Annotated in this window: 26 protein-coding genes; 19 read left to right on the top strand and 7 right to left on the bottom strand. The window is 55.0% G+C overall.

Annotated elements, in window-relative coordinates; translation table 11 throughout:
* Positions 1 to 48: 48 nt before the first annotated feature.
* The 14 genes from NNL35_RS09905 to NNL35_RS09970 all read left to right on the top strand — a co-directional run bounded on the left by NNL35_RS09905 (position 49) and on the right by NNL35_RS09970 (position 13,045).
* Positions 49 to 780, top strand: a complete 732-nt coding sequence (locus NNL35_RS09905) for a sugar phosphate nucleotidyltransferase (RefSeq protein ID WP_006678942.1) — start codon at positions 49 to 51, stop codon at positions 778 to 780.
* Positions 777 to 1,769: a dTDP-glucose 4,6-dehydratase gene (gene rfbB / locus NNL35_RS09910; RefSeq protein WP_006678941.1), complete on the top strand. Its 993-nt coding sequence runs from the start codon at positions 777 to 779 to the stop codon at positions 1,767 to 1,769. The genes NNL35_RS09905 and rfbB overlap by 4 nt, the downstream gene beginning before the upstream one ends.
* A 65-nt stretch (positions 1,770 to 1,834) precedes the next feature.
* Positions 1,835 to 2,881 (top strand): GT-D fold domain-containing glycosyltransferase, encoded by a 1,047-nt coding sequence (locus tag NNL35_RS09915; protein WP_006678940.1) that lies wholly within the window; start codon positions 1,835 to 1,837, stop codon positions 2,879 to 2,881.
* 24 nt (positions 2,882 to 2,905) lie between these two features.
* Positions 2,906 to 4,282 (top strand): glycosyltransferase family 2 protein, encoded by a 1,377-nt coding sequence (locus NNL35_RS09920; protein ID WP_100226428.1) that lies wholly within the window; start codon positions 2,906 to 2,908, stop codon positions 4,280 to 4,282.
* Positions 4,283 to 4,443: 161 nt separating this feature from the next.
* Positions 4,444 to 4,731 carry a hypothetical protein gene (locus NNL35_RS09925; protein ID WP_006678938.1) on the top strand — a complete coding sequence of 96 codons (288 nt, stop codon included), beginning with the start codon at positions 4,444 to 4,446 and terminating at the stop codon, positions 4,729 to 4,731.
* A gap of 20 nt (positions 4,732 to 4,751) precedes the next feature.
* Positions 4,752 to 5,090, top strand: a complete 339-nt coding sequence (locus NNL35_RS09930; protein ID WP_006678937.1) for an alpha-helical endospore appendage domain-containing protein — start codon at positions 4,752 to 4,754, stop codon at positions 5,088 to 5,090.
* Between the two features lie 6 nt (positions 5,091 to 5,096).
* On the top strand, positions 5,097 to 5,396 hold the full coding sequence (locus tag NNL35_RS09935) for a hypothetical protein (RefSeq protein ID WP_006678936.1): 300 nt from the start codon (positions 5,097 to 5,099) through the stop codon (positions 5,394 to 5,396).
* Positions 5,393 to 5,689 carry a hypothetical protein gene (locus tag NNL35_RS09940; protein WP_006678935.1) on the top strand — a complete coding sequence of 99 codons (297 nt, stop codon included), beginning with the start codon at positions 5,393 to 5,395 and terminating at the stop codon, positions 5,687 to 5,689. The genes NNL35_RS09935 and NNL35_RS09940 overlap by 4 nt, the downstream gene beginning before the upstream one ends.
* Before the next feature lie 259 nt (positions 5,690 to 5,948).
* The gene (locus tag NNL35_RS09945) at positions 5,949 to 7,043 is read left to right on the top strand and encodes a CgeB family protein (RefSeq protein ID WP_006678934.1); all 1,095 of its coding nucleotides are present in this window, start codon (positions 5,949 to 5,951) and stop codon (positions 7,041 to 7,043) included.
* Between the two features lie 124 nt (positions 7,044 to 7,167).
* Positions 7,168 to 8,652 carry a glycosyltransferase family 4 protein gene (locus tag NNL35_RS09950; protein WP_138985666.1) on the top strand — a complete coding sequence of 495 codons (1,485 nt, stop codon included), beginning with the start codon at positions 7,168 to 7,170 and terminating at the stop codon, positions 8,650 to 8,652.
* Between the two features lie 153 nt (positions 8,653 to 8,805).
* Positions 8,806 to 9,963: an ABC transporter ATP-binding protein gene (locus tag NNL35_RS09955; RefSeq protein ID WP_006678932.1), complete on the top strand. Its 1,158-nt coding sequence runs from the start codon at positions 8,806 to 8,808 to the stop codon at positions 9,961 to 9,963.
* Complete coding sequence (locus NNL35_RS09960; protein WP_006678931.1) at positions 9,956 to 10,669, top strand: ABC transporter permease; 714 nt, start codon at positions 9,956 to 9,958, stop codon at positions 10,667 to 10,669. Before NNL35_RS09955 ends, NNL35_RS09960 begins: the two co-directional genes overlap by 8 nt.
* A gap of 7 nt (positions 10,670 to 10,676) precedes the next feature.
* Positions 10,677 to 12,059, top strand: coding sequence for a GldG family protein (locus NNL35_RS09965; RefSeq protein ID WP_006678930.1), 1,383 nt, complete (start codon positions 10,677 to 10,679; stop codon positions 12,057 to 12,059).
* Positions 12,056 to 13,045, top strand: coding sequence for a DUF4340 domain-containing protein (locus NNL35_RS09970; protein WP_006678929.1), 990 nt, complete (start codon positions 12,056 to 12,058; stop codon positions 13,043 to 13,045). The genes NNL35_RS09965 and NNL35_RS09970 overlap by 4 nt, the downstream gene beginning before the upstream one ends.
* Positions 13,046 to 13,096: 51 nt before the next feature.
* Here the strand turns inward: NNL35_RS09970 and NNL35_RS09975 are convergent, their stop codons facing one another.
* Positions 13,097 to 14,095 (bottom strand): ketoacyl-ACP synthase III, encoded by a 999-nt coding sequence (locus NNL35_RS09975; protein ID WP_006678928.1) that lies wholly within the window; start codon positions 14,093 to 14,095, stop codon positions 13,097 to 13,099.
* Between the two features lie 154 nt (positions 14,096 to 14,249).
* Here NNL35_RS09975 and NNL35_RS09980 point away from each other — a divergent pair, with 154 nt between their 5' ends.
* Complete coding sequence (locus NNL35_RS09980) at positions 14,250 to 15,554, top strand: YhcN/YlaJ family sporulation lipoprotein (protein WP_254553323.1); 1,305 nt, start codon at positions 14,250 to 14,252, stop codon at positions 15,552 to 15,554.
* A 234-nt stretch (positions 15,555 to 15,788) separates the two neighbouring features.
* The gene (locus NNL35_RS09985) at positions 15,789 to 16,013 is read left to right on the top strand and encodes a helix-turn-helix domain-containing protein (RefSeq protein ID WP_006288225.1); all 225 of its coding nucleotides are present in this window, start codon (positions 15,789 to 15,791) and stop codon (positions 16,011 to 16,013) included.
* A 247-nt stretch (positions 16,014 to 16,260) separates the two neighbouring features.
* On the opposite strand, the gene NNL35_RS09990 is transcribed toward NNL35_RS09985, so the two are convergent.
* The 6 genes from NNL35_RS09990 to NNL35_RS10015 form a co-directional block, all read right to left on the bottom strand.
* Complete coding sequence (locus NNL35_RS09990; RefSeq protein WP_006680121.1) at positions 16,261 to 16,650, bottom strand: retropepsin-like aspartic protease; 390 nt, start codon at positions 16,648 to 16,650, stop codon at positions 16,261 to 16,263.
* Positions 16,647 to 16,907: a hypothetical protein gene (locus NNL35_RS09995; RefSeq protein ID WP_006680120.1), complete on the bottom strand. Its 261-nt coding sequence runs from the start codon at positions 16,905 to 16,907 to the stop codon at positions 16,647 to 16,649. Before NNL35_RS09995 ends, NNL35_RS09990 begins: the two co-directional genes overlap by 4 nt.
* Positions 16,908 to 17,054: 147 nt before the next feature.
* A complete protein-coding gene (gene nagA / locus NNL35_RS10000) occupies positions 17,055 to 18,239 on the bottom strand; it encodes an N-acetylglucosamine-6-phosphate deacetylase (RefSeq protein ID WP_006680119.1) in 1,185 nt (394 codons plus the stop codon).
* On the bottom strand, positions 18,232 to 18,960 hold the full coding sequence (gene nagB / locus NNL35_RS10005) for a glucosamine-6-phosphate deaminase (protein ID WP_006680118.1): 729 nt from the start codon (positions 18,958 to 18,960) through the stop codon (positions 18,232 to 18,234). Before nagB ends, nagA begins: the two co-directional genes overlap by 8 nt.
* Before the next feature lie 10 nt (positions 18,961 to 18,970).
* Positions 18,971 to 19,828 (bottom strand): MurR/RpiR family transcriptional regulator, encoded by an 858-nt coding sequence (locus tag NNL35_RS10010; RefSeq protein WP_040734594.1) that lies wholly within the window; start codon positions 19,826 to 19,828, stop codon positions 18,971 to 18,973.
* Positions 19,829 to 20,095: 267 nt separating this feature from the next.
* A complete protein-coding gene (locus NNL35_RS10015) occupies positions 20,096 to 20,953 on the bottom strand; it encodes an AraC family transcriptional regulator (RefSeq protein ID WP_006680116.1) in 858 nt (285 codons plus the stop codon).
* Positions 20,954 to 21,162: 209 nt separating this feature from the next.
* Between NNL35_RS10015 and NNL35_RS10020 the strand changes: the two genes are divergently transcribed.
* From NNL35_RS10020 to NNL35_RS10030, 3 genes are all read left to right on the top strand, one after another.
* On the top strand, positions 21,163 to 21,921 hold the full coding sequence (locus NNL35_RS10020; protein ID WP_006680115.1) for a sugar phosphate isomerase/epimerase family protein: 759 nt from the start codon (positions 21,163 to 21,165) through the stop codon (positions 21,919 to 21,921).
* Between the two features lie 84 nt (positions 21,922 to 22,005).
* Positions 22,006 to 23,088 (top strand): Gfo/Idh/MocA family protein, encoded by a 1,083-nt coding sequence (locus NNL35_RS10025; RefSeq protein WP_006680114.1) that lies wholly within the window; start codon positions 22,006 to 22,008, stop codon positions 23,086 to 23,088.
* Positions 23,089 to 23,149: 61 nt separating this feature from the next.
* Positions 23,150 to 24,118 carry a sugar phosphate isomerase/epimerase family protein gene (locus NNL35_RS10030; protein WP_006680113.1) on the top strand — a complete coding sequence of 323 codons (969 nt, stop codon included), beginning with the start codon at positions 23,150 to 23,152 and terminating at the stop codon, positions 24,116 to 24,118.
* Positions 24,119 to 24,184 lie beyond the last annotated feature (66 nt).

Here is a 24,184-nt window from a genome sequence, read left to right on the forward strand (position 1 = left end):
ACCGCTCACAGAGCGGCTTTACTAACTTGGCTAGAAGGAGGGAATCGAGTGAAAGGAATTATTTTGGCGGGAGGCACAGGCACCCGTCTATATCCGTTGACGAAGCTGATGAATAAGCATTTGCTGCCCGTTGGCCGGCATCCGATGGTCAGCTATGGCATCGAACGTCTGCGTGCGGCGGGCATTACGGATATTATTATGGTTATTGGGAAAATGTCAGCATCTTTGTTTACCGGCTATTTCGGGAGCGGGCAGTCCTGCGGCGTTCATCTGACCTTTGCCATCCAGGAGGAAGCAGGCGGCATCGCCCAAGCACTCTCGCTGGCGAAGCCGTATATTGCTCCTGGCGAGAAATTCGTCGTACTGCTCGGCGATAATTTGTTCCGCGACGATCTGGCTCCATATGTAGCGGCATTCGGCGATCAGAGGCCAGGCGAAGCACGCGTTCTGCTGCGGAAAGTGCCCGACCCGGAGCGATATGGAGTGCCTGTCTTCGACAGCGCCGATCGGAAGCGGATAGTCCGTATTGAAGAGAAGCCCGAGCATCCGTCGTCTTCGTATTGCGTAACAGGCATTTATATGTATGATACCGATGTCTTTCATCATATTGAGGCAATTGTACCATCCGAGCGCGGGGAATTGGAGATTACGGATGTCAACAACCGGTACGCGGCCGCAGGCAAGCTGCACTACGATGTGCTTCGATCATGGTGGACGGATGCGGGAACGTTCGAGTCGCTGCATGAAGCAGCTCATGAGTTGAAGGAGGTTGAGTTATGAACCGGCTTCTCGTAACCGGAGGCATGGGGTTCATTGGCAGTAACTTCATTCTCTATATGCTGGCCCGTCGCCCGGAAATCCACATTACGAATCTGGATGCGCTCACTTATGCAGGCAATCCGGATAATTTGCAGCATATTGCCGATAGCGGAGCCTACCGCTTCGTACGGGCTGATATAACGGATGCGGGGGCTGTGGAACAGATTATGGAGGAGGGAGCATTCGATGCGATCGTGCACTTTGCAGCCGAATCCCATGTCGACCGCAGCATTGCGGATCCGGAGTCATTCGTCCGCACGAATGTGCTGGGCACGTTCCGATTGCTGGAATCGGCACGGCGCCACAGCATTTCCCGCTTTATTCACGTGTCGACCGACGAAGTGTACGGGACGTTAGGATCGACCGGCTTTTTTACGGAAGACTCCCCGCTCATGCCGAACAGCCCCTATTCTGCCAGCAAGGCCGGATCGGATATGTTGGCACGTTCGTATGCCCGCACGTATGGCCTGCCTGTCATTATTACCCGCTGCTCGAACAATTACGGTCCGCGCCAATTTCCGGAGAAGCTTATCCCTACAATTATTACGCAAGCGATTCAAGATCGGCCGATTCCCGTATATGGGGACGGTTCCCATGTGCGAGACTGGCTCTACGTCGATGATCATTGCGCAGCGATTGACGCAGCGCTGCGGCATGGGCAGCCTGGCGAGGTCTATAATATCGGCGGCCACCAGGAGCGCACGAATCTGGAGGTTGTCCGGATGGTGCTGAATCAGTTGGGGAAGCCGGAGTCGCTGATTGCCTTCGTTGCTGATCGCCCGGGTCATGATCTGCGTTATGCGATCGATCCCGGCAAGACCGAACGCGAGCTCGGCTGGACTCCGAGCGTAAGCTTGTCCGAAGGAATGAAGCAGACGATATCCTGGTATGTGAACAACCGCGCATGGTGGGAACGTGTCCTGTCCGGGGCGTATTTGCACGGTAGATAGTCTGATCCCGAAGCCGCCTCGCCATCATCGCCATGCAGATGAAGCCAGGAAGGGAGGAGACACGTATGGCAAAAATTACGGTTCGCCGCCGGCGCGCTTCCTTTGTACGGAAGATGCGGGCTAGCCGTAAGGGACGCCTGTCCCGCAGAGCAGGACGTCTGTATCGCAAGCGGCAGCAGGCGCTCGGGGAGAGGGCGGCACGGGAGATGAAGCGCAAGCATCGGCCTGCTGCTGAGCCGGCTGCCAGCACGAAGCAGGAGACGCCGCCTGACGTGGAGACCGAACGGCGGCTCAGTTATGAGGACGGGTTCCGCAAAGGAAAGTATGAGGGAGGAGAACGCATCGTGGCCCGGCTCCTACCCGTCATGACCCTGCTTCCGGATATGTCGGTGGAGCAGGTCATCTCTTTGGGAGTGGAGCAGGTCCGCCATTTGCTGAAGCCGCTGATGGGAGTGGCGGAAGTGTTCCAGGAGCTGGAGACGGCACTGCAGGAGAGGACCCCGTGCTCGCTCGTGCGGCTGGGCGACGGCGAACTGTTGGCATTGGCGCACGATACCGTGCTGAGCGCGGAATTAGTCCGGAGAGAGGGCGCCTTCCTCGAATATTCAGGCATGAGTATTCCGGATCACGTCCACCGGGATCAATTGGCGGAGGCCGTACGGAGAGCATCGATCATCGGCGTTCCGGTTGCCCCGGAGCCGAACTTCCAGGGGCTGCTGTCCCCCGTCTTTCAAGCGCACGGCATCGAAATCGCGCCACGGCGGTTTACTTTTTCTACCATTAACTATTCGTTGGCTGAGGAAGGCTACTTGCTTCGGATGATCCAAGGCCGGCGTGCGCTCGTCATCGGCAATATGGCCCATTCGCTTGCCACGGCTCTTGCAGGCAAAGGAGCTGTCATCGCTGGCGCGATCTCCCCGGTTAAAGGCATCCATGACATTCCTGCCGTTCTGCAGGAGGCCGCCGAGCATGATTATGATTTGGCCGTTGTCGCTGCAGGCATTCCTGCAGTCATCCTGGTTCAGCGCCTTGCCGAACAGTTCGGCAAGGTCGCCATTGATTTCGGACATTTGGCGAATCGCATAGTAAACGGCAATATCCAATTATCTTAACTCGAATGAAGGAGGTGCGCCGAGATGCCACGAATGCGTTCCCGCCGCAACATTCGCCGTGTGCGCGCAGGCAAGCGGCGCGTCCCCGCATCTTCCATGCGGGCTGCATCCGGACGGAGCAGACAACAACGATACGATCGGGGTTATGCCTGCGGCTATGCGGAAGGATTGCGTGTCGGGCAGGCCCAATACGAAGTTCCCTTCGATGGCACGAGCATCATCATCCCGACGTATAACAAGGCCGAACTGTTAGAGCAGTGTATTGCCAGCATTGAGGCCCATACGCCCATCCCCCATGAAATCATCGTCGTCGACAACGCCTCGACAGACGGCACCACTGCCTATCTCCTCCGGAATACCGGGAAGCTTCGCTTCCATATCCATGAGCATAACCGCGGCTTCGCTGGAGCAGTCAATACGGGGCTGATGATGGCGAAGGGGCGTACGATCTGCATACTGAACAACGATATTCTCGTAACTCCGAACTGGCTCAAGAACCTTCTTAACTGCCTTCAGAGCGATGACACTATCGGAATGGTCGGGCCGGTGACGAATTTCATCAGCGGAGAACAGCAGATTGAAGTTCCTTATCACAGCATTAAGGATATGTATTCGTTCGCAGCGGCACATAATGTGCCGAATGCGGGAAAATGGCAAGGAACGGATCGGATTGTCGGGTTTTGCCTCGTATTCCGCCGGGAACTGTTCGAGACGACCGGCTATTTCGACGAAGGCTTCGAGATTGGCAATTTCGAAGATGAAGATTATGTGCTGCGCGTGCGCCTGAATGGACGCAAGCTCGTGGTTGCTCGGGATACGTTCATCCATCATTACGGCAGCGTAACGATGAGGGAGCTCGGGGACCAGTTTTTGGACATCAATGAAAAAAACGCGGCATTTTTCCGTGCCAAATGGGGAAATTCATTCAACTTGGTGCAGCGCGCGAGAGAAGCGAGCAGGGGCTCGAACCTTACCCGCTGCCATGATTTCTACCCGACGCATGTAGCGGTTACCGGATTGACAGATACGGTGTATTGGGTCGAGCACGGTACGAAATATCCGCTTGTCGGTCATATCGGCGTTCCGATCGTATCCGTCCCGCAAATCGATCTGCGGGGCTGGCCGACAGGGCCAGCCATGGATGCGGGGACTGCCCGCGACAAGTGGCATCGACAATCCGAGCCGAACGGGGTTATCGCAGACGGGGCCGTCTTCGCGACCGAAGCAGGAAAATGGTACCAGCGTCAAGGAGAGGAATACCGCGAAATCATCAGCGAGCATGCCCTTCGCAGATGGCAGCTGGAGAATCGGGTCCAGCCGCGAACGGATAAAGAGAGACGCGAATTGAAAGAGGGGCTTCCGATCATTCCAGCGCCGGTTATTGCCTCCTTTCACTTGTAAACTTTGACCGCCTCGATGAGGCCGGCCGCAGAAATGGCTGGGTTGAGGGCAGTTTTGGGCGTATGGCCCGTATACGCTCGCCTGTGGCCCGCATATGTTAAGACAAGGAAGCGGAGTTAACACCTGTGCGCGATCCGTTATTTTGCCGGGGAGGAAGAAGCATGCATAACGTCGTGGACGAAATTATTATCCATATGTCCCATACGCATCAGCATATGGCCCGCGTTCTGGACGCGGAACGTCAGGTTGCGGTCCGGATGGCACAGCTCATTCACGCCCTGCCGGACGTTAACCCCGATTTTGCCGGCCTGAGCGGACTGAAGGAGCAATCCGCTGCGTTAACGAAAAATATCGTCGCTTACTTGAACGGAATCGCGGAGCTGGAAGAGGCATTGGCCGAGCAGCTTGAACATGTTATCAAAGAATTGAACGACGATGGCGAAGAATGAATCGATAGGGGGGAGACGGGTTGAGCAGAGAGCGCTCCTATCATCTTATATTGGATGCCATAGCCAAGATGCAGTGGAACGTCGCCATGATTTTGGAAGCCAAAGCGGTGGAAGCAGAAAAAACGCGAAATTGGATGCTAAATCATTTGACGGAGACCGCTTTTGTCAACCATAAAGAGCAAATCAGCGATCCGTTGGAGATTCATAACCAAGTTGTTGAAGTCCTTGACGGATTGACCAAAATCCAGCTCAGTCTCGCCCGGAACATGAAAGTCGTCCTTGACCGGGGAGAATCGGGTTCGATGGGAGACGGACTAGGAGACGGATCTTTCAGCGGAGAATATGATTTGGGGAGATAAACGGTCATGATGCATAGATCGCAGGAGGATGAAGTCAAGCTTGAAATGATCCAGGCCATCGTCCGCAGCCAGTCTGCTCTGGCCCGGATGTTGGAGCACCTTGCGGATGTGACCGAGCATGCGGAAGGCTCCGTCAAAGGAATTAAAGAGGATATCCGGCTGCTGTCGAACTATCAGCTGGCGCTATGCGGCATGATCACCGGCTGGCGTTCCCGTCACAAGACAACCGGAACTCCTGCAACGCCCTGGTTCAATCCAGCTTATTTCGACAGAGCCGTACTTGACCCGAGGAGTACAGGAGAGTGAATCAATTGAAAAAGCGTTCACCTACACCGAAACTGGGGCGCAAGACCGTACGCAGCGGCCCCATTCGCGCCCGCAAAGGGGCGCGGCGCGAGGGAGTGAGCCGGCGTCTGTCCCGGCGTTCCCGCAAGCTGCAGAAACGCGGGCTGCGAATCGCCCGCCGGAGGAGGAGAAGAGGCTCTCCTCAAGCCTATAAGAAGGGCTATGACGAATCTTATCAAGCAGGATTCAATGCCGGCTTTGCCAAAGGCTTCGAGGACGGTCACCAGTTGGCCTATTCCGAACATGCCGGTTAAGGCTTATGAACAGTCAGATGCACGCCGCAAGCGGCGGACGCTGGCTGTTTTTTGTCTGTCCGGAAGCCCTTTTTGACCATGGATGGATAACCGTCCATGATGCACCTGACGGAGCGGCATATGATGAATGGATGCTAGACCATGCAGCATTTGCGAGGCCGTGTCTACCGGATCGTGGCATGCCAACGAGAAACGAATGTAAAAAAGGAGCGATTCCATGCGTACCTCACGCTCACGAAGGCAGCAAGCCCGAATTCATATGAATCATCAATTCCGATACAACGCCCTTCATCAAGGACGCATCGCAGGGTTCAATGAAGGATTCCAGGAAGGTTATTTACGCGGACGGGCGGATGTCATTATGAAGACGCCGAGGGAGCCGATACCGATGCGGCCGCTCCATATCTGCTATGTGACAACCGGCAAAGGGTATCCTTATGTCCCGATGGATGAAGGCATGCGTAACACATGGAAGGAGTTGGTCGCAAAAGTGTCGGTCTGCGGGCCGCGGGATGGCGTTGCCGCCGTCGCCGGCCAACAGCGGCCCGATTTGGTTTTTGCCCTGGACGGCATGGACCTTCCGGTGGAGCAAGTCGATGCCGTGCGGGCGCTGGGGATTCGCACCGCTCTATGGATTACGGATGATCCCTATTACACCGATATAATGAGCTCCATAGTGACGCATTATGACTATGTTTTCACTCTGGAAGCGAACACCGTCCAGTATTACCGTTCGCTTGGGGCGAACGTGCACTTTTTGCCGTTTGGCGTCTATCATGGCCATTTCCGGCCTCTTCGCAGCCCAGCCAAGGTGCGAAGGGGGATCAGCTTCATCGGATCCGCCTATTGGAACCGGATTCGGATGATAGAGCCGATTCTGCCTGAACTGATGAAGCGAGGCTTGATCCTGACCGGCTTATGGTGGGAACGGCTGCCTCAATATCCTCAATACGCCCATCAGATCGAACTGAACCGCTGGATGGATCCGTACGAGACGTCGGAGGCGTACAACGGCAGCAAGATTGTCATTAATTTGCACCGCGACCATGACGAGTCGATCAACCAGAACCGGGTCAATATTACGGCCGATTCCCCGAACCCGCGCACTTTCGAAATCTGTGCCTGCGGAACGCTGCAGCTGACGGACGTTCGTTCGGATATCTCCCAATTCTATACTCCCGGCGAGGAAATAGAGACCTATTCTTCCCCGGAAGAGATGCTGGCCAAGATCGACTATTATTTAGGCCATGAACAAGAACGGCGGGACATCGCGCTCCGCGCTTTGGCCCGGACGATGCGCGAACATACGTATGCGCACCGTTTGAACCAGGTGCTGGCTACCATATTCGGGTAGAGCGGCACAATCTCAGGACGGCGTCATCCTATGCCATTCCACTGCATCTGGAGGTGAAGGCTTACGTACCTCTTACGAGGAACGGGCCACGAAAATGAGACCGACTATGATGTTATTTTCGCATATGTGCAACCAAGATTATATTACCGGGGCGGAGAAGCATCTTCTTTTTCTCGCTCATGAGTTAAGCATCTGGTATGAATGCATTATCATCGTGCCGCAGGAAGGTCGATTATCGGCTCTGGCCAGGGCTGCCGGCATTCGAAGCGAGATTATGCCCTGCCCGCTCATGTACTCTCTCATCCGGCCGGACGCCGATCTCCCGGAGGAGTGGGAGCGTTGGAAGCGGGCTCCCGAATTCGAGGCCATCGTCGAGCTGCTGAGGCATATGCAGCCCGACATCGTCTTGACGAATACGGCGATCCACCCGCTTCCGGCCGCCGCAGCCGCATCGCTGGGAATTCCAGCCCTGTGGGTCATCAATGAGACCATCGCCGACACTCCGCACACTTCCCTCGCGGCGGCGCTTATCAGCTCGCATGCCGATGGCATTATCGGTACATCGGAAACGACGCTTCAACCGATCCGCCCTGCGGCGGCCCCAATCTATTTGCTGCCTCCATCCTGGCACCCGAACTCGCTTCAGATCCGATCCTGGCCCCACTTCCGCCGCAGCAAAAGAAAAGAACTGGGGATAGCGGCGGGACATGTGCTGATTGGATATATAGCGGCTGCCATCTATCCCGAAAAAGGGCTGGACCATTTTGTCCGAATGGCGCTTCAAGTAGCCAATCAGAGGCCGTTCGCCCGCTTCGTCATCATCGGAGAGCCGACGGATCACGGTTATTATGACGCCTGTCTCGGGATGATTGCGAATTCTCCTTACGCCGATCGGTTCCGGGTCATTCGCTTCGAGGCGTCGGTGCAGCATGTGTACCCGGCGATGGATATTGTCGTGGTGCCCAGCTTGCTTCCGGAAGGCTTTGGATTAACGGCGCTGGAAGGAATGATATTCGGTAAGGCGGTGATTACGTACGCGTCAGGCGGATTGGCCGAAATACAAGCGGCGACGAGGAACTCTGCTTACTCGATAGAGACCGGGAACGTGGGGAGACTGGCACAGGCCGTTGTTGATGCGACCCGCAGCCCTTTGGTATGGAAAAAGGCGGGCATTCGCAACCGGAAGAACGCTGCCCGGGTGTATGGGCATACCGTGTTCCGTGATCGGCTGAAGAAGTTGCTGGTTAGCCATGTCCTTCACCATCGGCCAAAATACCAAGTCATCCAAGGGGATGCTCCCGATGTGTTCGTCGCCGATTCGGATAGCGGAACGTACCGCCGCGTTGCTCCCGGCATGCCGGAATATGAATCACTGCTGCCCCAGGCACGGCGGATTCCCGCCGACATCCTGTACGGCGTCATTTCTTCCGAAGGCTCGCCGGGCGACAAACTGCGGCGTCCCTTGTCCCGTCACCCTCATCTGCGCGGCAGGCGGAGGACGAAGCGGGGCCGGCGCCATTCGCCCCGGGCCATACGATCCGGCAGGAGGAAGAGAACGGGGCTCCATCGTTCCCGGATACGCCGAAGCAAGCGTCTTCGAAAAAAATGATGTTCGTTCACAAAATAGACATATTATTTTAAGTTTCGTTTCATTTCCGTTTAATCTTGCTTTAGATATCGCGGCTTATGATCGGGAGAGAGACTGCGGCGCGCCGCCGGCAGGCGGTGCGTCCGTTATCGTAAATGAAACGGGAGGTCTACGATGTTAGAAGTGAACAACGTCAGCAAATGGTATGACGACCGCCGGGGCGTGGAGGATCTTCAATTCGCCATCGAGCAGGGCGAGATAGTCGGCTTCCTGGGGCCCAACGGGGCAGGCAAGACGACGACGATGCGCATGATTACCGGGTATTTGAACCCGACTCGCGGGAGCATCTCGATCGGCGGCTTGACGATGGCGGAGCACGGCGCCCAGGCAAGAAGCAAGATCGGCTACTTGCCCGAGACGCCGCCCCTCTACCCTGACATGTCGGTGAAGGCGTATTTATCGTTTATCGCCGATCTGCGGGGAGTCCCTGTACGGGAGCAGAAGCAGCGCATCGCGGAAATGCTGGACAAGCTGGGGCTGCGAGGAAGAGAAAAGCAGATCATTCGCAGTCTGTCCAAAGGGTACAAGCAGCGGCTCGGCTTGGCGCAAGCGATTATGCATAAGCCTGATCTGCTCGTGCTGGACGAGCCGACGTCCGGGCTGGACCCGAACCAGATTATCGAGATACGCGAGCTGATCCGCGAATTGGGAGAGCAGCATACCGTTCTGCTCAGCACTCATATTTTGCCTGAGGTGAATACGTTGTGCAATCGGGTCCTTATCATCCATCAGGGACGTCTTGTGTTGGATGAACGGCAGGACCGGCTTGGGTTAGTGATGGGCCAGACCTCCTCGCTGCAGCTGGAAGTGAAGGGACGGGAGTCCGAGATCATTTCCATTTTGACAGCCCTTCCCGAGGTAGCGTCCGTCGATGTCCTTGCTGAGGCCGAAGAGCCTGGAGCCGGAATCGGGACGGATCAGGAGAGAGAGACTGACGATGAAGAGACTGAATCCCGTGCCGGCGCATTCTCTGTCAGCCCAGGCGCGGAGGCGGGAGCAGAATCCGGGATCACGGCGGAACAGGCGGGCGCGGATGAAGCTGGCGTCGTTCCAGAAGCAGGGGAAGAGCAGACCGGAGCGGCGCAGCCGGATTCCGGCGCCCAGATCGTTGCGCTTCGGGTCATTCCGGCGGAACAGTCGGATGCACGGGAGTCTATTTTTTTCGCACTTGCGAAGGCGGGTTATCCGATTCTCGAGATGAAGCGGGATGGTACCAGCCTCGAGGACGTGTTTATTCGGCTTACGACCGAGGAGGAGGTGCAAGATGCGTAGATTTCGAGCGATCTTTCGCAAGGAGCTGCAAGCTTATTTCACCTCGCCTGCCTCTTATGCGGCGTTTGCAGTCTATGTGCTGATTTCCAGCATGATGTTTTATTTGAATTTCGTGATGTTCCAGCCTAGTATCATCGATTTCCGTCTCGTCTCGGGCAACGCGGTATTCATGTATGTGTTCGTCATTCCGCTGTTGACGATGCGGCTGCTGGCGGACGAATTCCGCCAAGGCACGGATGAGCTGCTGTTGACCTCACCGGCCCGGCTGAGCCACATCGTGCTCGGCAAATATGCGGCGGCGCTTGTCGTCATGGTGCTGCTGGTCTGTCTCAGCCTGCTGTACCCGCTTATCATGTCGTTCTTCGGCCCGCTGGATTGGCCGGTGCTGCTTACTTCCGTTCTCGGGATGCTGATGTTAAGCGCAACGATGGCTGCCGTCGGCTTGTTCGCGTCCAGTCTGTCGCAGCACCAGATGGTGGCGGCGATAGCGGGCGTGGTCATGCTCCTTGCCTTCTGGCTGCTCGATATGCCCGCATCCACCTCCCCGGAATGGGGAAGCTGGCTTGCGCCATTTGCGATGAATCTTCGTCTGGAGTCATTCATGAAGGGTGTGATCAGCGCGGCGGACATACTCTTTTTTGTGACGCTGTCCGCCGTATTTATCGTGCTGAGTATTCAAGTGTTGGACAGAAAGCGGTGGAGGTAACATGAAGATGAAAACATGGCTGCGTCGTGGCAATGCGGCAATGATCTCGGCCGCGGTAGTAGGGATTTTCGTGCTGATTACTTATATATTCCAATCCTTCTCGGGATGGCAGTGGGACGTGACGAAGAACAAATCCTTCACGCTGTCGGAGCAGACGTTATCGGCGTTGGCTTCCATCGAGAAGCCAATCGCTATCAAGCTGTTCACGACCCCGAACGATGATGAAGTGCTGGTTCGGGAGGTTGCCGACATGGCAGAGGAATATGCGAAGCGCAACCGGAATATTTCATTCAAGCGGTATGATCTGCTGAAGGAGCCTTCGCTTGCGGAGCAGTACAAGCTGACGGCAAGCTCGATCGTATTCGAGCAGGGAACCCAGCGGAAAACGGTTGGCTTATTTGAAATGTTCCAGGCCGGGCAGGGGTATTCGTATCAGTTCAGCGGTGAAGAAAAAATGACACAGGCGCTGCGAAGCCTGGCGTCAGATAAAAAATCAAAGGCTTACGTTCTTAGCGGCCACCAGGAATTGCCGCTGGCGCAAATGAATGTGCTCCGGACAAGCTTGGGAGAAGATAATGTGGAGCTTGAGGAGCTGAACCTGCTGCAGAAGGGCAGCGTGCCGGAGGATGCCGATCTTGTTATGCTAATCGGTATGAAGCAGGATGTGAGCGATAAGGAAGCGGAACTGCTGCAGAAGTATGTGGAAGGCAAAGGAAAGCTGTACATTGCGCTTGGGTTCGATGAAAAGATGGCCACAGAATGGCCGAATATTCATGGGCTGCTGAAGTCTCTCGGCGTCGAAAGCACGAACTCGGTCGCCGTGGAGCCGTCCGAAGGCTTGCTGTACGATCCGTTCACGATTATGCCTGATTATAACGAGCACGAGATGACAGACAAGCTTATTCAGTACCGGATGATGATGACCTTGTCGTTAAGCATTCCGCTGAAGATTAGCGAGAATGATACGTATGAAGCGCAAGAAATATTGCACACGACGGAACAAGCGTATGGTGAGACGGATATCCCGCGCTTGGTTCAAGAAGGAAGCGAACGGGATGACAAGGATATCGCAGGTCCCCTGACACTCGGAGCGGTCGTCCAGTCGAAGGATGGGCAGCCGAAAGCTGTCGTCATCGGCGGTTCCAGCTTTATGGCGGATGCTTATATTTATACCCAGGGCAATCGGGACTTCGCGTTGAACAGCATCCACTGGCTGGAGGAGAATCAGGATCAGGTTACAATCCGGCCGCGCGAGAAGGCCGCCTACCAGCTTGCGTATTTGACCCCGGCTCAGGGAAAAACGATTTTGTGGGTGACCGTCATCGGATTCCCGGCCGTGCTGCTCTTTATTGGAGCGGGACTGTGGTGGAGAAGGAGACATGCGTCATGAAAAAGCTGATGCCGGCCGCTCTGCTGGTTATTGTGTTCGGCATACTGTATTGGTATGCATCGTCCAACCATTTCTTTATCGAGTCGGACAAGGAAGCGGAAGTCGCGCCTGCCCTCGTGAAGGCGGAAGCGGAACAAGTGGACGCCATTGAATTGGATACCGATGGCAAGCCGTTGAAGCTGGTTAAGGTGAAGGATGATTGGAAGGTGCAGGGAAATGAGGATTATCCGGTAAGCTCTTATGCGGTTACCGATTGGATTACGACGTTTACCGGCGTGGCGGGGCAAGCCGTGGTCGAAGAGGAGGCGGCGGATATGGCCAAATATGGCCTTGATCATCCCGCTGCCGTGTACTCCATTCGTGAAGGCGGGAATGTTCACCGGATTGAAGTCGGAGGGAACACTCCGGTTCCCGGAACGGTCTACGCCCGGACAGATGGTACGAAGACGGTCTATCAAGTAGCCGAATCCGGCTTGTCGGGCCTCAAGCGCTCTGCCTTTGATTTTGCCCGGAAGGAACCGTTGACATTTGCGTTAGAGGAAGTCCGGGAATTCAAGTGGTCATGGGATGGACAGTCCTATGATCTGAAAAAGCAGCCCACAAAGGAAAATTCGGCTGATAAAGCGGAGAATTGGAGCTTGAACGGCGGGAAAGTTACGCAAGAGAAAGCGTCCTCGCTTATCAATGCCTTCCGCTTCCTGATGATTGATCGCGAGCCGGAACGGGCTGACGCCCTGTCGGGATCCGGAGCGAAGCAGGACTGGTCGCTGACGATTACGCTGCAGCCGAAAGCCATTGACCCGGGACAGCCGCAAGAAAAAGCGGTAACGAAGCGATATGGCGGTTACATGAAGAAGGAGCATATGTGGATCATCCCGGATGGTGAGGGATGGGCCTATCCGGTCGATGAATCCTCCTTCCATGAAGCGGTTCAGACATGGCAGGATGACGAGAAGCAGGATGAACCTGAATCCAATCAAAAGTAAAATGAGACACGGCTCCCGTTCGCGGGAAGCCGTGTCTTCTTGTTGCTCTCATTACAATTCAGGCCAACGAAGCAGAAGCGCCGCTTGAGAGAAGCCTCCTCCGAAGCCGTACAGGAGCGTCATGTCGCCGGGCTTCAGCTTCCCTTCGGCCAAGGCAAGGGAGATGGCCAGCGGAATGCTTGCCGCCGATGTATTGCCATAATAGGTCACGCTCGTTAATGTCCGTTCCATTGGAATGCCGCTTCGTTCACTAATCGCTTCAATCATTCGGAGATTGGCGCTATGCGGAATGAACCAGTCCACTGCATCCGCATTCATTTGAAGCAGGGAGAGGATGTTCCCGACGCCGACAGGGATTTGCTGCAGCGCCCATTTATATAGTACGCGGCCGTTCTGCACCAATTTGCCATCTTCCCGGAGTTCCACTTCTCCAATCCGGTCGGCGGTGGCGCGACGGTATAAGACCGCCTCCGTATCCCCCGTCGTGGCCGATAAGGAGGCCATAAAGCTGTCTCTTCGCTCATCCGCCTCGAGCAGCATCGCTCCGGCGCCATCGCCGAACAGTATGCAGGTGCTGCGATCGGTGTAGTCTACGGTCCGGCTCAACACTTCTGTTCCGATAACGAGGACGCGCTGATGCATGCCTGCCTCGATTAAGCCAATCCCCACCTGAAGTCCGCTGACGAAGCCTGCGCAGGCATTGGAAATATCGAGAGCCAGCGCATCACGCATTCCGAGCCGAGCCTGGACAAGAGCCGCCGTATTCGGGAAAAAAGCATCCGGAGTGGACGTGGCAACCAATACCGCATCCACCTGCCGCAAGTCAATTCCGTGACGCTCCGCCAGATCATTGGCGGCCTTCACCGCCAGATCGGAGGCGTAGACGCCCGGATCGGCGATCCGGCGTTCCTTCATTCCGGTACGGGTAACGATCCATTCATCATTCGTGTCCACCATCGCGGCCAGATCATCATTGGTCAATCGACGCTCGGGGACAAAGGAGCCAAAAGCGGTAATGCGGGCTTTCGTATGCAAACGTGTTATTGGCATAAGTTTCCCTCCGGTATGCTAATATTAGTACCTGGTACTAAATAATAATGCTCCGATGTACCGTTGTCAACGAAAAGGTATGTCGGCAATCCAGGCGGTCCTATAAATGAAGCGCTCCTGCCTTGCTGCGGAAAATTGCAAAGGGGAGAAAGGAGTGGCAGGGGCGGTAAAACCTATCGGCATAACATCCCGGCCTCGGCGCATGCTAAGTGTGGTGATAATCCAATTGAAATCATCTACACAAGGAGGAAAAGCGATGCGTAAAAAGATGGTCCTGCTCACGTTGGCAGCGGCAATGGTCCTGTCCATGGGGTTGACGGGCTGCGCGACGAATCCCGATAACGTGACAACGAGAGGCGCCCAAAACAACATGCGTACCCGTACCGCTCAGGACGGAATCTATCCGCTCGGCATGAACCCGAATTTGGATACGAACGCGAACAGATATAACGGCGACCGCTACGGAACACGAGGCAATGGAGTAGACGGAGTTCGCGGTTATGGCGTTGACGGTATCGGAACTCGCGGCACGACTCGCGGGAATGGTCTCGATGGTTTCGGTACTCGCGGCACGACTCGTGGAACCGGCATGAACGGGCTTGGCCGGAATGGATTCGGAATCAACGACGACCTGACCGGCTTGGGCACGAATGGCAACCGCTTTGGCATGAATGGGTTAGGCACGAATGGCAACGGCTTTGGCATGAATGGGTTAGGCACGAATGGCAACGGCTTTGGCATGAATGGGTTAGGCACGAATGGCAACCGCTTTGGCATGAATGGCTATGGCACATACGGCTATGGAATGAATGGCCTGAATGGCTTTGGGACTTACGGTACCGGAAATTATGGCATGAACAACTTCACGGGTTTTGGCGTTGACGGCAACCGGCTGAACGGTAACGGAACAGGCTATGGCAACGCGCATTCCATGACGAATATGCAGATGAGCAAAAAAATTGCCGACAAGATCGCCCGAATGAAAGGCGTGAAAACGGCAAACGTAATGCTTACCAATAATAACGCCTACGTTGCGGTAACAACCGATACGCAAGGTAACGCCAAAGGAACGACACGCGGCAACGGCATGAACAAAAGCATGGGACGCGCAGGCGGTACCGGTAATCTGGATGCCCGCTCCAAGAGCCATGCACTCAATAACAGCGCGGATATGAGCGCCAATGGAGTATCTTCGGATCTGAAGGGACGAATCGCCCAAATCGTCAAAAAAGATGCGCCACAATGCGATCAAGTATACGTGTCAGCCAACCCTGACTTCGTCCAACGGATGAATCAGTTCATGAAGAGCTCGAGAGAGGGCCGTCCGTTATCCGGATTTGCTAATGAATTCCAAGAAATGGTTTATCGTATCTTCCCGACACAAGAATATGGAACCACGAGACAAATGACCAATACTCATCCGAGACGACTGAACAATATGGCTCCCGGGTTGAGATAACAACGGGAAGGAACCGCGTTCTGCGCTATTGGCAGACAGGCGCGGTCCTTTTCGCTACATACGATTTATCGTGCAGCATTTAGCCCGAATTTATGCAATAGTGACGGGGAGCGCAGAGGACAGGCCCATTTTTGAGAAGCACCGCACCAAGTTAGAATGCCCTTCATACTATAACTTTGACTGTATCCCTTAACCTTGTTAAATAACAAAAATTCGGGCAAGGAGGGGTGACACTTGAAGGGTAGCGATCACAAAAGCAAGTTCCTGTTGACGAACCGTGAACGCGAAGTCTTTGAATTGCTTGTTCAAGACAAAACGACCCGCGACATCGCGCAACTGCTGTTCATTAGCGAGAAGACCGTCCGAAACCACATCTCCAACGTCATGCAAAAATTAAATGTGAAAGGTCGGTCGCAAGCGGTTGTCGAACTGATCAAGCTTGGGGAGTTAAAAATCTGATGATAAGCCCATCGCCCTGACCATTGTAAACTTCTGCTCCTGCGGCAGACCCTTACCCAAGGACAGAAGTTCTTGAATGAGCAAGTCCTTACGGCTTGCATTCAATAGATCACAGCGTCGTCTGCCGGCTGCCCTTATACAGGGTCTGGCAGTTAGACGCTAATTTTTTTGCCATGTCCCGTAACGGAGAAGTTGTTCCTGGCATTCGGCGATTCTTACTAACTTCGGTTTGGAGTTTTCTTGAAGGCTATGATGAGTAAAATATCTGCAATGATTCAAAATCGGCTTTTAGTTTTGCCCTTAACATAAAATCGATGCCCAATATGCCGTCAAAGCCATACGGTTCTTGAATGGAACCTAGCTGTATAGGAAACGAAGTAAATTGAATAGTATCAATCTTTAGATTAGGAATAATTTGTTCGTAACATATTTCGCTTGTGCCGCCAATACCATACATTCTTTTAGCCTTACCGTTCATAAAATCAATCTGAATTCCGATTCGGGAAAGTAAATCCGTATCAAATACCGTTGCTGCACAGCCTGTGTCGAACAGAACATTCGTTAAATGGATGGATTTCTGATCTTGTTTCAAGGTCATAGAGACGATAGGCAGCCCATTTTGAATCTGAATCCTCATGATGGCCGCCTTATCCCCGAGAAAAATTCTTCAACGATTTCTACATCGGTCCGGCTGGTATGAAAGACATATAATTCACGCGACGGGTGCAGTTTGTGAAAATGTTTATAACCATTCCAAGCTTCCTGAGGGTTATCATAATCTTGAATTACCGCTAAATCTTCTAGATAGCGCATTTGATTATTTGAAGTAGCCTTAATCGCTTCGACCAAAACAAAGCGATCTGGAAGTGTTTCCGTAATTTCTCCCCATTTCATCAGCTTCACCTCACCCTTTAACTGCTTAGATTAAGTATACCATAATCAATGGGACGAATTGGAATGAGGGGAGAATCTGCGTAAAGACAGAGAAAGCCCATGCTGCAGGAGCACGGGCCTTGATCATAGCGTGAATGTGATGCGGGTTTAGGCTTGCTGCATATGGCTGCGGCCCTTGACCCAGACTTGCCGGATATTCAGATCGCGGTCGGTCCAGACGAGATCGGCTTGCTTGCCGACTTCGATGCTGCCGGTCACGTCATCGATGCGAAGCTGCTTCGCCGGATTGATGCTCGCGAGACGGGACGCTTCCACGAGGGACAGGCCTACCTGCTCGATGACGAAGCGGACGGCGCCGATCATCGTCAGCGTGCTGCCTGCCAGCGAATTGCCTTCCGTCAGCCGGGCCACTCCGTCCATTACAGTCACGGGAAGACCGCCCAGCTCGTAAGCTCCGTTCGGCATGCCCGCCGCGGACATCGCGTCGGTGATGAGCACAAGCTTGCCCGGCGCCTTGGAGCGGGCGAGCAGCTTGATGCATGCGGGATGCACGTGATGGCCGTCCGCAATGACTTCGGCCGTAATCCGATCGTCGGTGAGGACCGCACCGGCGACGCCCGGATTGCGGTGATGAACCGGGGACATCGCGTTGAACGTGTGCACCGCCTGGTTCAGGCCGGCATTGACCGCCTCGGTCACCTGCTCGAACGTCGCATCGGTATGGGCGGCCGCCACGTTGATGCCGTGAGCCCGCGACCAACGGATCGCTTCGATGGCTTGCTCCCGTTCCGGAGCGAGGCTCAACTGCTTCATGACTCCCGGATGGTTCTTATCCCATGCTTCCAGCCACTCGATTTGCGGATCGAGCATATAGGCTTCGTTCTGCGCCCCTTTGTACTTCGGATTGACGAACGGCCCTTCGAGATGGAGGCCCGCCAGCTGCGCATAGGGCATATCCTGCTTCATATAGGCGTCGACGGCAGCGACCACTTTGTCCAGCGCTTCGCGGGACTGGGTCATGGACGTGGCGAGCATCGCCGTCGTGCCATGCTCCATGTGGAAGCGCGTGATCGTATCGTAGGCTTCCGCTGTCGCGTCCATGAAGTCGGCGCCGAAGCCGCCGTGCACGTGCACATCGATGAACCCGGGCAGCACATACCCGCCTTCGGCATCGATGGCCTCGTCAAGCCATCCATGATCCTTGTCCGATAGTTGTTCTGGTGTGCCGATGAAGACGATGCGCCCTTCCTCAACGCGGATGACGCCATCCGCCAGGATGCCGTTCGGCGTTACGACGTGCGCCTGCTTCACCGTAAATGCTGACTTATTCATGGAAATGTTTTGCCGCCTCCTTGTCGAGTAATACGACGACGTTCGGGTGAGTCTGAAGAAGAGAAGCCGGAATATCCGTCGTAATCGGGCCGGTCAGCGCGCGGTGAACGATATCTGCCTTGTCCGCGCCGCGGACGACGAGCATGATCATCTTGGCCTTCAGGATGGATCCTACGCCCATCGTAATCGCCTGTGTAGGCACTTCGTCAATCGAGTTGAAAAAGCGTTTGTTCGCCTGGCGCGTCTCTTCCTTAAGCGTGACGACATGGGTTCCGCTCTGCAGGTGGCGGTCCGGCTCGTTGAAACCGATGTGGCCGTTATGGCCCAGACCCAGCAGCTGCAGGTCGATGGAGGCGTCGAAGAGCATTTGGTCGTAGCGCTTGCTCTCTGCCTGCAGATCGGCTGCGTTGCCGTTGGGCACATGCGTATTCGCTTTATCAATGTCAATGTGATCAAATAATTGCTTGTTCATGAACGTGCGGTATGTCTCCGAATGATCGGCAGGCAGACCGACATATTCATCCAGATTGTACGAGGTGACCTGCTTGAAGCTGACATAACCTTTCCCGCAGAGCCGGATCAGCTCCTGGTAGATGCCGATTGGCGTGCTTCCCGTAGCGAGGCCGAGCACGGCATGAGGCTTCGTCTGCACGAGGCTCGCAATAATGCTGGCCCCGTTCTGGTTCAATTCTTCATTGGTCTCGAACGTCAAAATATTCATTGTGTTCGTGTTACCTCCCTTTAGCTTTGCGATACTTCCGTACCATGCGGTACGAGTGTTCCAGCATCGGAATACGCTCGTGGAACTGCTCACTCGTCATGCCCGCGAACAGGATATCGATGATATGCAGCTGCGCGATACGCGATGCCATATCCCCGCGCCGGATGCCCTCCTCCAACGAGGAAGCGAAAAGCCGGATGTCCGCCAGCGAGGCGAGACGGCTCGCTCCGACCTTCGTCAAGGAAATGGTGGTCGCTCCCTGCTCCTTCGCGCACAGCAGCGCCTCGATCGTCTCCGGCGTCTCGCCGGAATAGGAGATGGCGAAGGCGACATCCCCCGGTCCGAGCCGGGAAGCCGATGTAATCTGCATGTGCGGGTCGGAGAAGCAGGATGCCTGCTTGCCGATGCGAATGAGCTTCTGATAAAAATCCAACGCCACGATTCCGGAAGTGGCCATGCCGTAAAGATCGGTTTGCCGGGCGTGAAGAAGCGCATGCAGGGCCTGCTCCAACGTCTCCAGATCCAACAATCCGGTCGTATCGGAGATCGAGCGGATATGGTTGGTCTCGATAGCGGCTATGATGTCTGGCAGCGGGTTGCCTGCAATGATGTCTTGGTAGGTGAGCGGAACGCTCTGTTGGGCCAGGTCGGCAGCGAGCTTCGTCTTGAAATCGGGATATCCCCGGAAGAGGAGCGATTTGCAGAATCTCGTTACCGTCGCGGGCGAGGTGCCTGACTGTTCGGCCAGGTCCGTAATGCCCATCGTCACTACATTTCCCGGAAATTGCAAAATGTAATCGGCTACCTTTCGCTCCTGCGGGTGATATTCTTCGAATTTTTGCCGGATCGCCTGCAATATTGTGGACAAACCAATCATCCTTTTACGGTCAGATAGAATGAAAAAAATTTTGATAGATTCATGCTCTGACATGAAAATTATTTCACTATTATCATAGTCAATCGGCAAGGAGAATACAAGGCGAACGGTTGGAAATACACAAATATATCGGTTTTTGCTCGAATTCGTAATGGGGGTTCGGAAAAGGCGTTCCAACGCCCTAGCGAAAGAGGGGGTAAGAAAGAGCGGAAGACTCGATCTTCCGCTCGTGCGGCTGCCGGCGGGAGGGGCAGTTCCTCAGGATTCGGCGGACAGCTGGCGCTGATCCCGGAATTGGCGCGGGGACAAGCCCATCCGATTCTTGAAGGTGCGGTAGAAATAGGTGTAGCTCTGGAAGCCGCACATCTCGGCAATCTGCTCCAGCGGCATATAGCCGTGCAGTATTCGTTCGCAGGCGAGCGTAATCCGAACCTGGATCGCATAATCCATAATCGATTGCTGGAAGGTCTCCTTGAACACATGGGACGCCCGCGATACGCTCAGTTGAACCGAATCGGCTGCATCCTGAAGCGAGAACGGCTCGGTTGCATGCACTTCGACATATTGCTTGATGCTATGGGCAAGCTGCGCCGTCCGGTTCATGTTCAAGAAGGACGGATGCGTCCGTTCCGTCAGTGTCCGCCCCAGCATGCCGAAGAAGGCGAAGGTGAGATGCTTAACAATATCGTTCACCTTGATCGAGCCGAAGAGGCGCTGCTCCTGCATAATCTCGCGCCAGAGCGACAACAGATGGTCGTCGATGCCGATCGCAGACTTGCCGGGGCGCTCCTGCTTCGCCCACCATTGTTCGACCCAGGGACCGTTGAGAATCATATAATAATCCAGACTGTGCACTTTGCGAAGCGGATCGGATGCGTCCGGATTGCGGTAGCCAATCTTCAGATCATAATACTCGCCCGGGGCGAGCATCAGGAGATCGCCGGGCTTCAACTCCTGGTACCCTCCGTCCAGCCAGGCGTGGCCGCTGCCCTCCAGCTGGATCCGGACCAGGTAGTGCTTCAGATCGGGAATGACGAGCGTCATCGCTTTGCTGTGCCGGGCATGTCCGGCGAAGAGCAAGGAGATGTCCTGCCGCGGTTCACTGGACTGAGACATGTGAATCCCCCTATTTTCTATGTTGTCGTACACCTCGATTATAGCAGACAATAGCAAGATTGTTCATGTAAAAATGATATCCTTCATTCACAGCCCGGATGCAATGTGGCACAATGAATGAAGTCCGATGTAAACCTTTTCAGAGGAATGCTCGGCGAATACAAAAAGGCAGCCTGTCCAATATTGAATTTAAAAGAGGTGCTTGGTCCATGAAAATCGGAGTGCAGCTTTATACGGTGAGAGACGAGACCGCAAAGAACTTCATCGGCACGCTGGAAAAAATCGCGGAGATGGGCTACGAAGGTGTGGAATTTGCCGGCTATGGCGGATTGAAGGCGCAAGAACTGGCGGACGCACTCAAGCGTCTGAATCTTGCTGCCGCAGGTTCCCATGTCAGCATCGAGCAGCTTGTCGATCATCTCGACGAGCAGATCGAGATGAACACGGCGATCGGCAACCGGTACATTGCGTGCCCGGGGATTCAGGAATCGCGCTACAACTCTCTCGAAGCGCTGCTGCATACGGCAGAGCAGCTGGCGAATGCATCCGACCGGCTCGCTGAGCATGGAATTAAGCTTGGCTATCATAACCATGATTTCGAATTTACGAGAAAACTCGGAGACGATACGGTATTCGATACATTGTTCCGGTTAGTTCCCGCAGAGAAGCTTTTCACCGAGCTCGATGTTTGCTGGGTGCAGTATGCCGGGTACGATCCGCTTAGCGTCATTGCAAGCTACAAGGGACGAATTCCGTTGGTCCACTACAAAGATCTGCGGCGCGATGAGCAGGGACGCCCGCTTACCGTCGAACTGGGAGAGGGCGAGCTCGATCTTGTTTCCATTGCCCGCGCGTCGAAGGAAGCTGGTGCGGAGTGGCTCATTGTCGAGCAGGATGAATGCCAGCGTCCAAGCCTGGAGAGCATCCGCAACAGCAGACAATGGATTAAGAACAATCTGGGCCAATAAGACTGCCGCATACAATCAGTTCATGAAAATGGCCATACCAACCAGTTAATTATACTGAACAATGCCTATAGGAGGAAAATGAATATGTCTAACATCTACAAGATCGCAATTATCGGCTGCGGGGGAATCGCGAACGGCAAGCATATGCCAAGCCTCAAGAAGCTGGACAACGTGCAAATGGTCGCATTCTGCGATATTATCCCGGAGCGTGCGGAAGAAGCCAAGGCGAAATACGGCACGGAAGACGCGAAAGTATACAGCGACTATAAGGAGCTGCTGAAGGACGGCAGCATCGATATCGTTCACGTCTGTACCCCGAACGACTCCCATGCGGAGATTACGATTGCCGCCTTGGAGAGCGGCAAGCATGTCATGAGCGAGAAGCCGATGGCGAAGACGGCAGTGGATGCGCGCCGCATGGTAGAGGCTGCGAAGCGCACGGGCAAGAAGCTGACGGTCGGGTACAACAACCGCTTCCGCTCGGACAGCCAATATTTGAAGCAGCTGTGCGAGGACGGAACGTTGGGCGACATTTATTATGCCAAAGCTCATGCGATCCGCCGCCGCGCCGTTCCAACCTGGGGCGTGTTCCTGGACGAAGAGAAGCAAGGCGGAGGCCCGCTTATCGATATCGGCACACATGCGCTTGATTTGACGCTGTGGATGATGAACAACTACGAGCCTAAGATTGTGCTCGGATCTTCCTTCCACAAGCTCGGCAGCCGTCCGAACGCGGCGAACGCATGGGGATCCTGGGATCCGGAGAAATTCAAGGTCGAAGATTCCGCCTTCGGCATGATCGTCATGAAAAATGGCGCCACGATCGTACTTGAATCGAGCTGGGCGCTGAACGTGGCGCAGTCCGGAGAAGCGAAGTGCACGCTGTGCGGCACCGAGGCCGGGGCCGACATGTGGAACGGCCTCAACATCAACGGCGAGAAGTACGGCCGCCTGTATGATCAGAAGATCGAATTGACCGCCGGCGGGGTCGACTTCTATGACGGAGAGGCCGAGAACGCTCCTGACCTGGAGATGCGTCTCTGGATCGATGCGATCGAGCAGGACAAGGAGCCTGTCGTTACGCCGGAGCAGGCCTGCGTCGTCTCGGAAATTTTGGAGGCCATTTACGAATCGTCCCGTACGGGCAAAGCCATCTATTTCGACTAAGCCATAGATTAGACAGCGAAGACATTCATGAGGAAGCAGCATAACTGAAGGAGGCAGCGACGTGAAATTAGGCGTATTTTTGGTACTGTATGGACAACTGTCATTGGAAGAGGCGCTCGATACGGTAGCGGCCAAAGGGGTCGAAGCGGTAGAGATCGGAACAGGAGGCTACCCGGGCAACAAGCATTGCAATCCGCACGAGCTGCTGGCTGACGAAGCGAAGCAGCGGGCATTCAAGGAAGCGGTCGAGTCCCGGGGCTTGATCATCAGCGCGCTGAGCTGCCACGGCAACCCGCTGCATCCGCAGAAGGATATCGCCAAGGCATACCATGACGATTTCATGGCGACGATCGATCTGGCAGCGAAGCTGGGCGTGCCGGTCGTCAACGGCTTCTCCGGGTGTCCGGGAGATCACGAGGGCGCGAAGTACCCGAACTGGCCTGTAGCGCCATGGCCGAACGATTACCAGGAGATTCTGGACTGGCAATGGAACGAGAAGATCATCCCTTATTGGAAGGAAGTCGGCAAGTATGCCCAGGATCGGGGCATCAAGATCGGCCTGGAGCTGCACGGCGGGTTCTCCGTGCATTCCCCGGGCACGATGCTTCGCCTGCGCGAAGCGACTTGCGACGCGATTGGGGCGAACCTGGATCCGAGCCATATGTGGTGGCAGGGCATCGACCCGGTACAGGCCGTCCGCATTCTCGGCAAGGAAAATGCGATTCATCACTTCCATGCGAAGGATACGACCATCGATCCGATCAATGTGAACAAGCATGGGGTTACGGATATGCAGTCGTATACGATGATGCTCGATCGGGCATGGCAGTTCCGTACCGTAGGTTATGGACATGACGTGAAAACGTGGGCGGATATCGTCAGCGCGCTTCGTCTCGTCGGCTACGATTATGTCGTCAGCATCGAGCATGAAGACGGCTTGATGTCCATCGACGAAGGCTTCACCAAAGCGGTGCAAAACCTGCAGCCGCTGCTGATGAAGGAGCCGCTCGGCGAGATGTGGTGGGTGTAACCCGCCAGTAGTCAGCGCAACGGAGTATCCCAACATACAAGATGGAAGGCGCGATCCGCAAGCCCG

The organism is Paenibacillus dendritiformis, assembly GCF_945605565.1.
Lineage (GTDB): Bacteria > Bacillota > Bacilli > Paenibacillales > Paenibacillaceae > Paenibacillus_B > Paenibacillus_B dendritiformis_A.

Coding starts and splice junctions, on each gene's coding strand:
- rfbB (WP_006678941.1), top strand. CDS start 777: ATGAACCGGCTTCTCGTAACCGGAGGCATGGGGTTCATTGGCAGTAAC.
- NNL35_RS09915 (WP_006678940.1), top strand. CDS start 1,835: ATGGCAAAAATTACGGTTCGCCGCCGGCGCGCTTCCTTTGTACGGAAG.
- NNL35_RS09920 (WP_100226428.1), top strand. CDS start 2,906: ATGCCACGAATGCGTTCCCGCCGCAACATTCGCCGTGTGCGCGCAGGC.
- NNL35_RS09925 (WP_006678938.1), top strand. CDS start 4,444: ATGCATAACGTCGTGGACGAAATTATTATCCATATGTCCCATACGCAT.
- NNL35_RS09935 (WP_006678936.1), top strand. CDS start 5,097: ATGATGCATAGATCGCAGGAGGATGAAGTCAAGCTTGAAATGATCCAG.
- NNL35_RS09945 (WP_006678934.1), top strand. CDS start 5,949: ATGAATCATCAATTCCGATACAACGCCCTTCATCAAGGACGCATCGCA.
- NNL35_RS09950 (WP_138985666.1), top strand. CDS start 7,168: ATGTGCAACCAAGATTATATTACCGGGGCGGAGAAGCATCTTCTTTTT.
- NNL35_RS09955 (WP_006678932.1), top strand. CDS start 8,806: ATGTTAGAAGTGAACAACGTCAGCAAATGGTATGACGACCGCCGGGGC.
- NNL35_RS09960 (WP_006678931.1), top strand. CDS start 9,956: ATGCGTAGATTTCGAGCGATCTTTCGCAAGGAGCTGCAAGCTTATTTC.
- NNL35_RS09965 (WP_006678930.1), top strand. CDS start 10,677: ATGAAAACATGGCTGCGTCGTGGCAATGCGGCAATGATCTCGGCCGCG.
- NNL35_RS09970 (WP_006678929.1), top strand. CDS start 12,056: ATGAAAAAGCTGATGCCGGCCGCTCTGCTGGTTATTGTGTTCGGCATA.
- NNL35_RS09975 (WP_006678928.1), bottom strand. CDS start 14,095: ATGCCAATAACACGTTTGCATACGAAAGCCCGCATTACCGCTTTTGGC.
- NNL35_RS09990 (WP_006680121.1), bottom strand. CDS start 16,650: ATGAGGATTCAGATTCAAAATGGGCTGCCTATCGTCTCTATGACCTTG.
- NNL35_RS09995 (WP_006680120.1), bottom strand. CDS start 16,907: ATGAAATGGGGAGAAATTACGGAAACACTTCCAGATCGCTTTGTTTTG.
- nagA (WP_006680119.1), bottom strand. CDS start 18,239: ATGAATAAGTCAGCATTTACGGTGAAGCAGGCGCACGTCGTAACGCCG.
- nagB (WP_006680118.1), bottom strand. CDS start 18,960: ATGAATATTTTGACGTTCGAGACCAATGAAGAATTGAACCAGAACGGG.
- NNL35_RS10015 (WP_006680116.1), bottom strand. CDS start 20,953: ATGTCTCAGTCCAGTGAACCGCGGCAGGACATCTCCTTGCTCTTCGCC.
- NNL35_RS10020 (WP_006680115.1), top strand. CDS start 21,163: ATGAAAATCGGAGTGCAGCTTTATACGGTGAGAGACGAGACCGCAAAG.
- NNL35_RS10025 (WP_006680114.1), top strand. CDS start 22,006: ATGTCTAACATCTACAAGATCGCAATTATCGGCTGCGGGGGAATCGCG.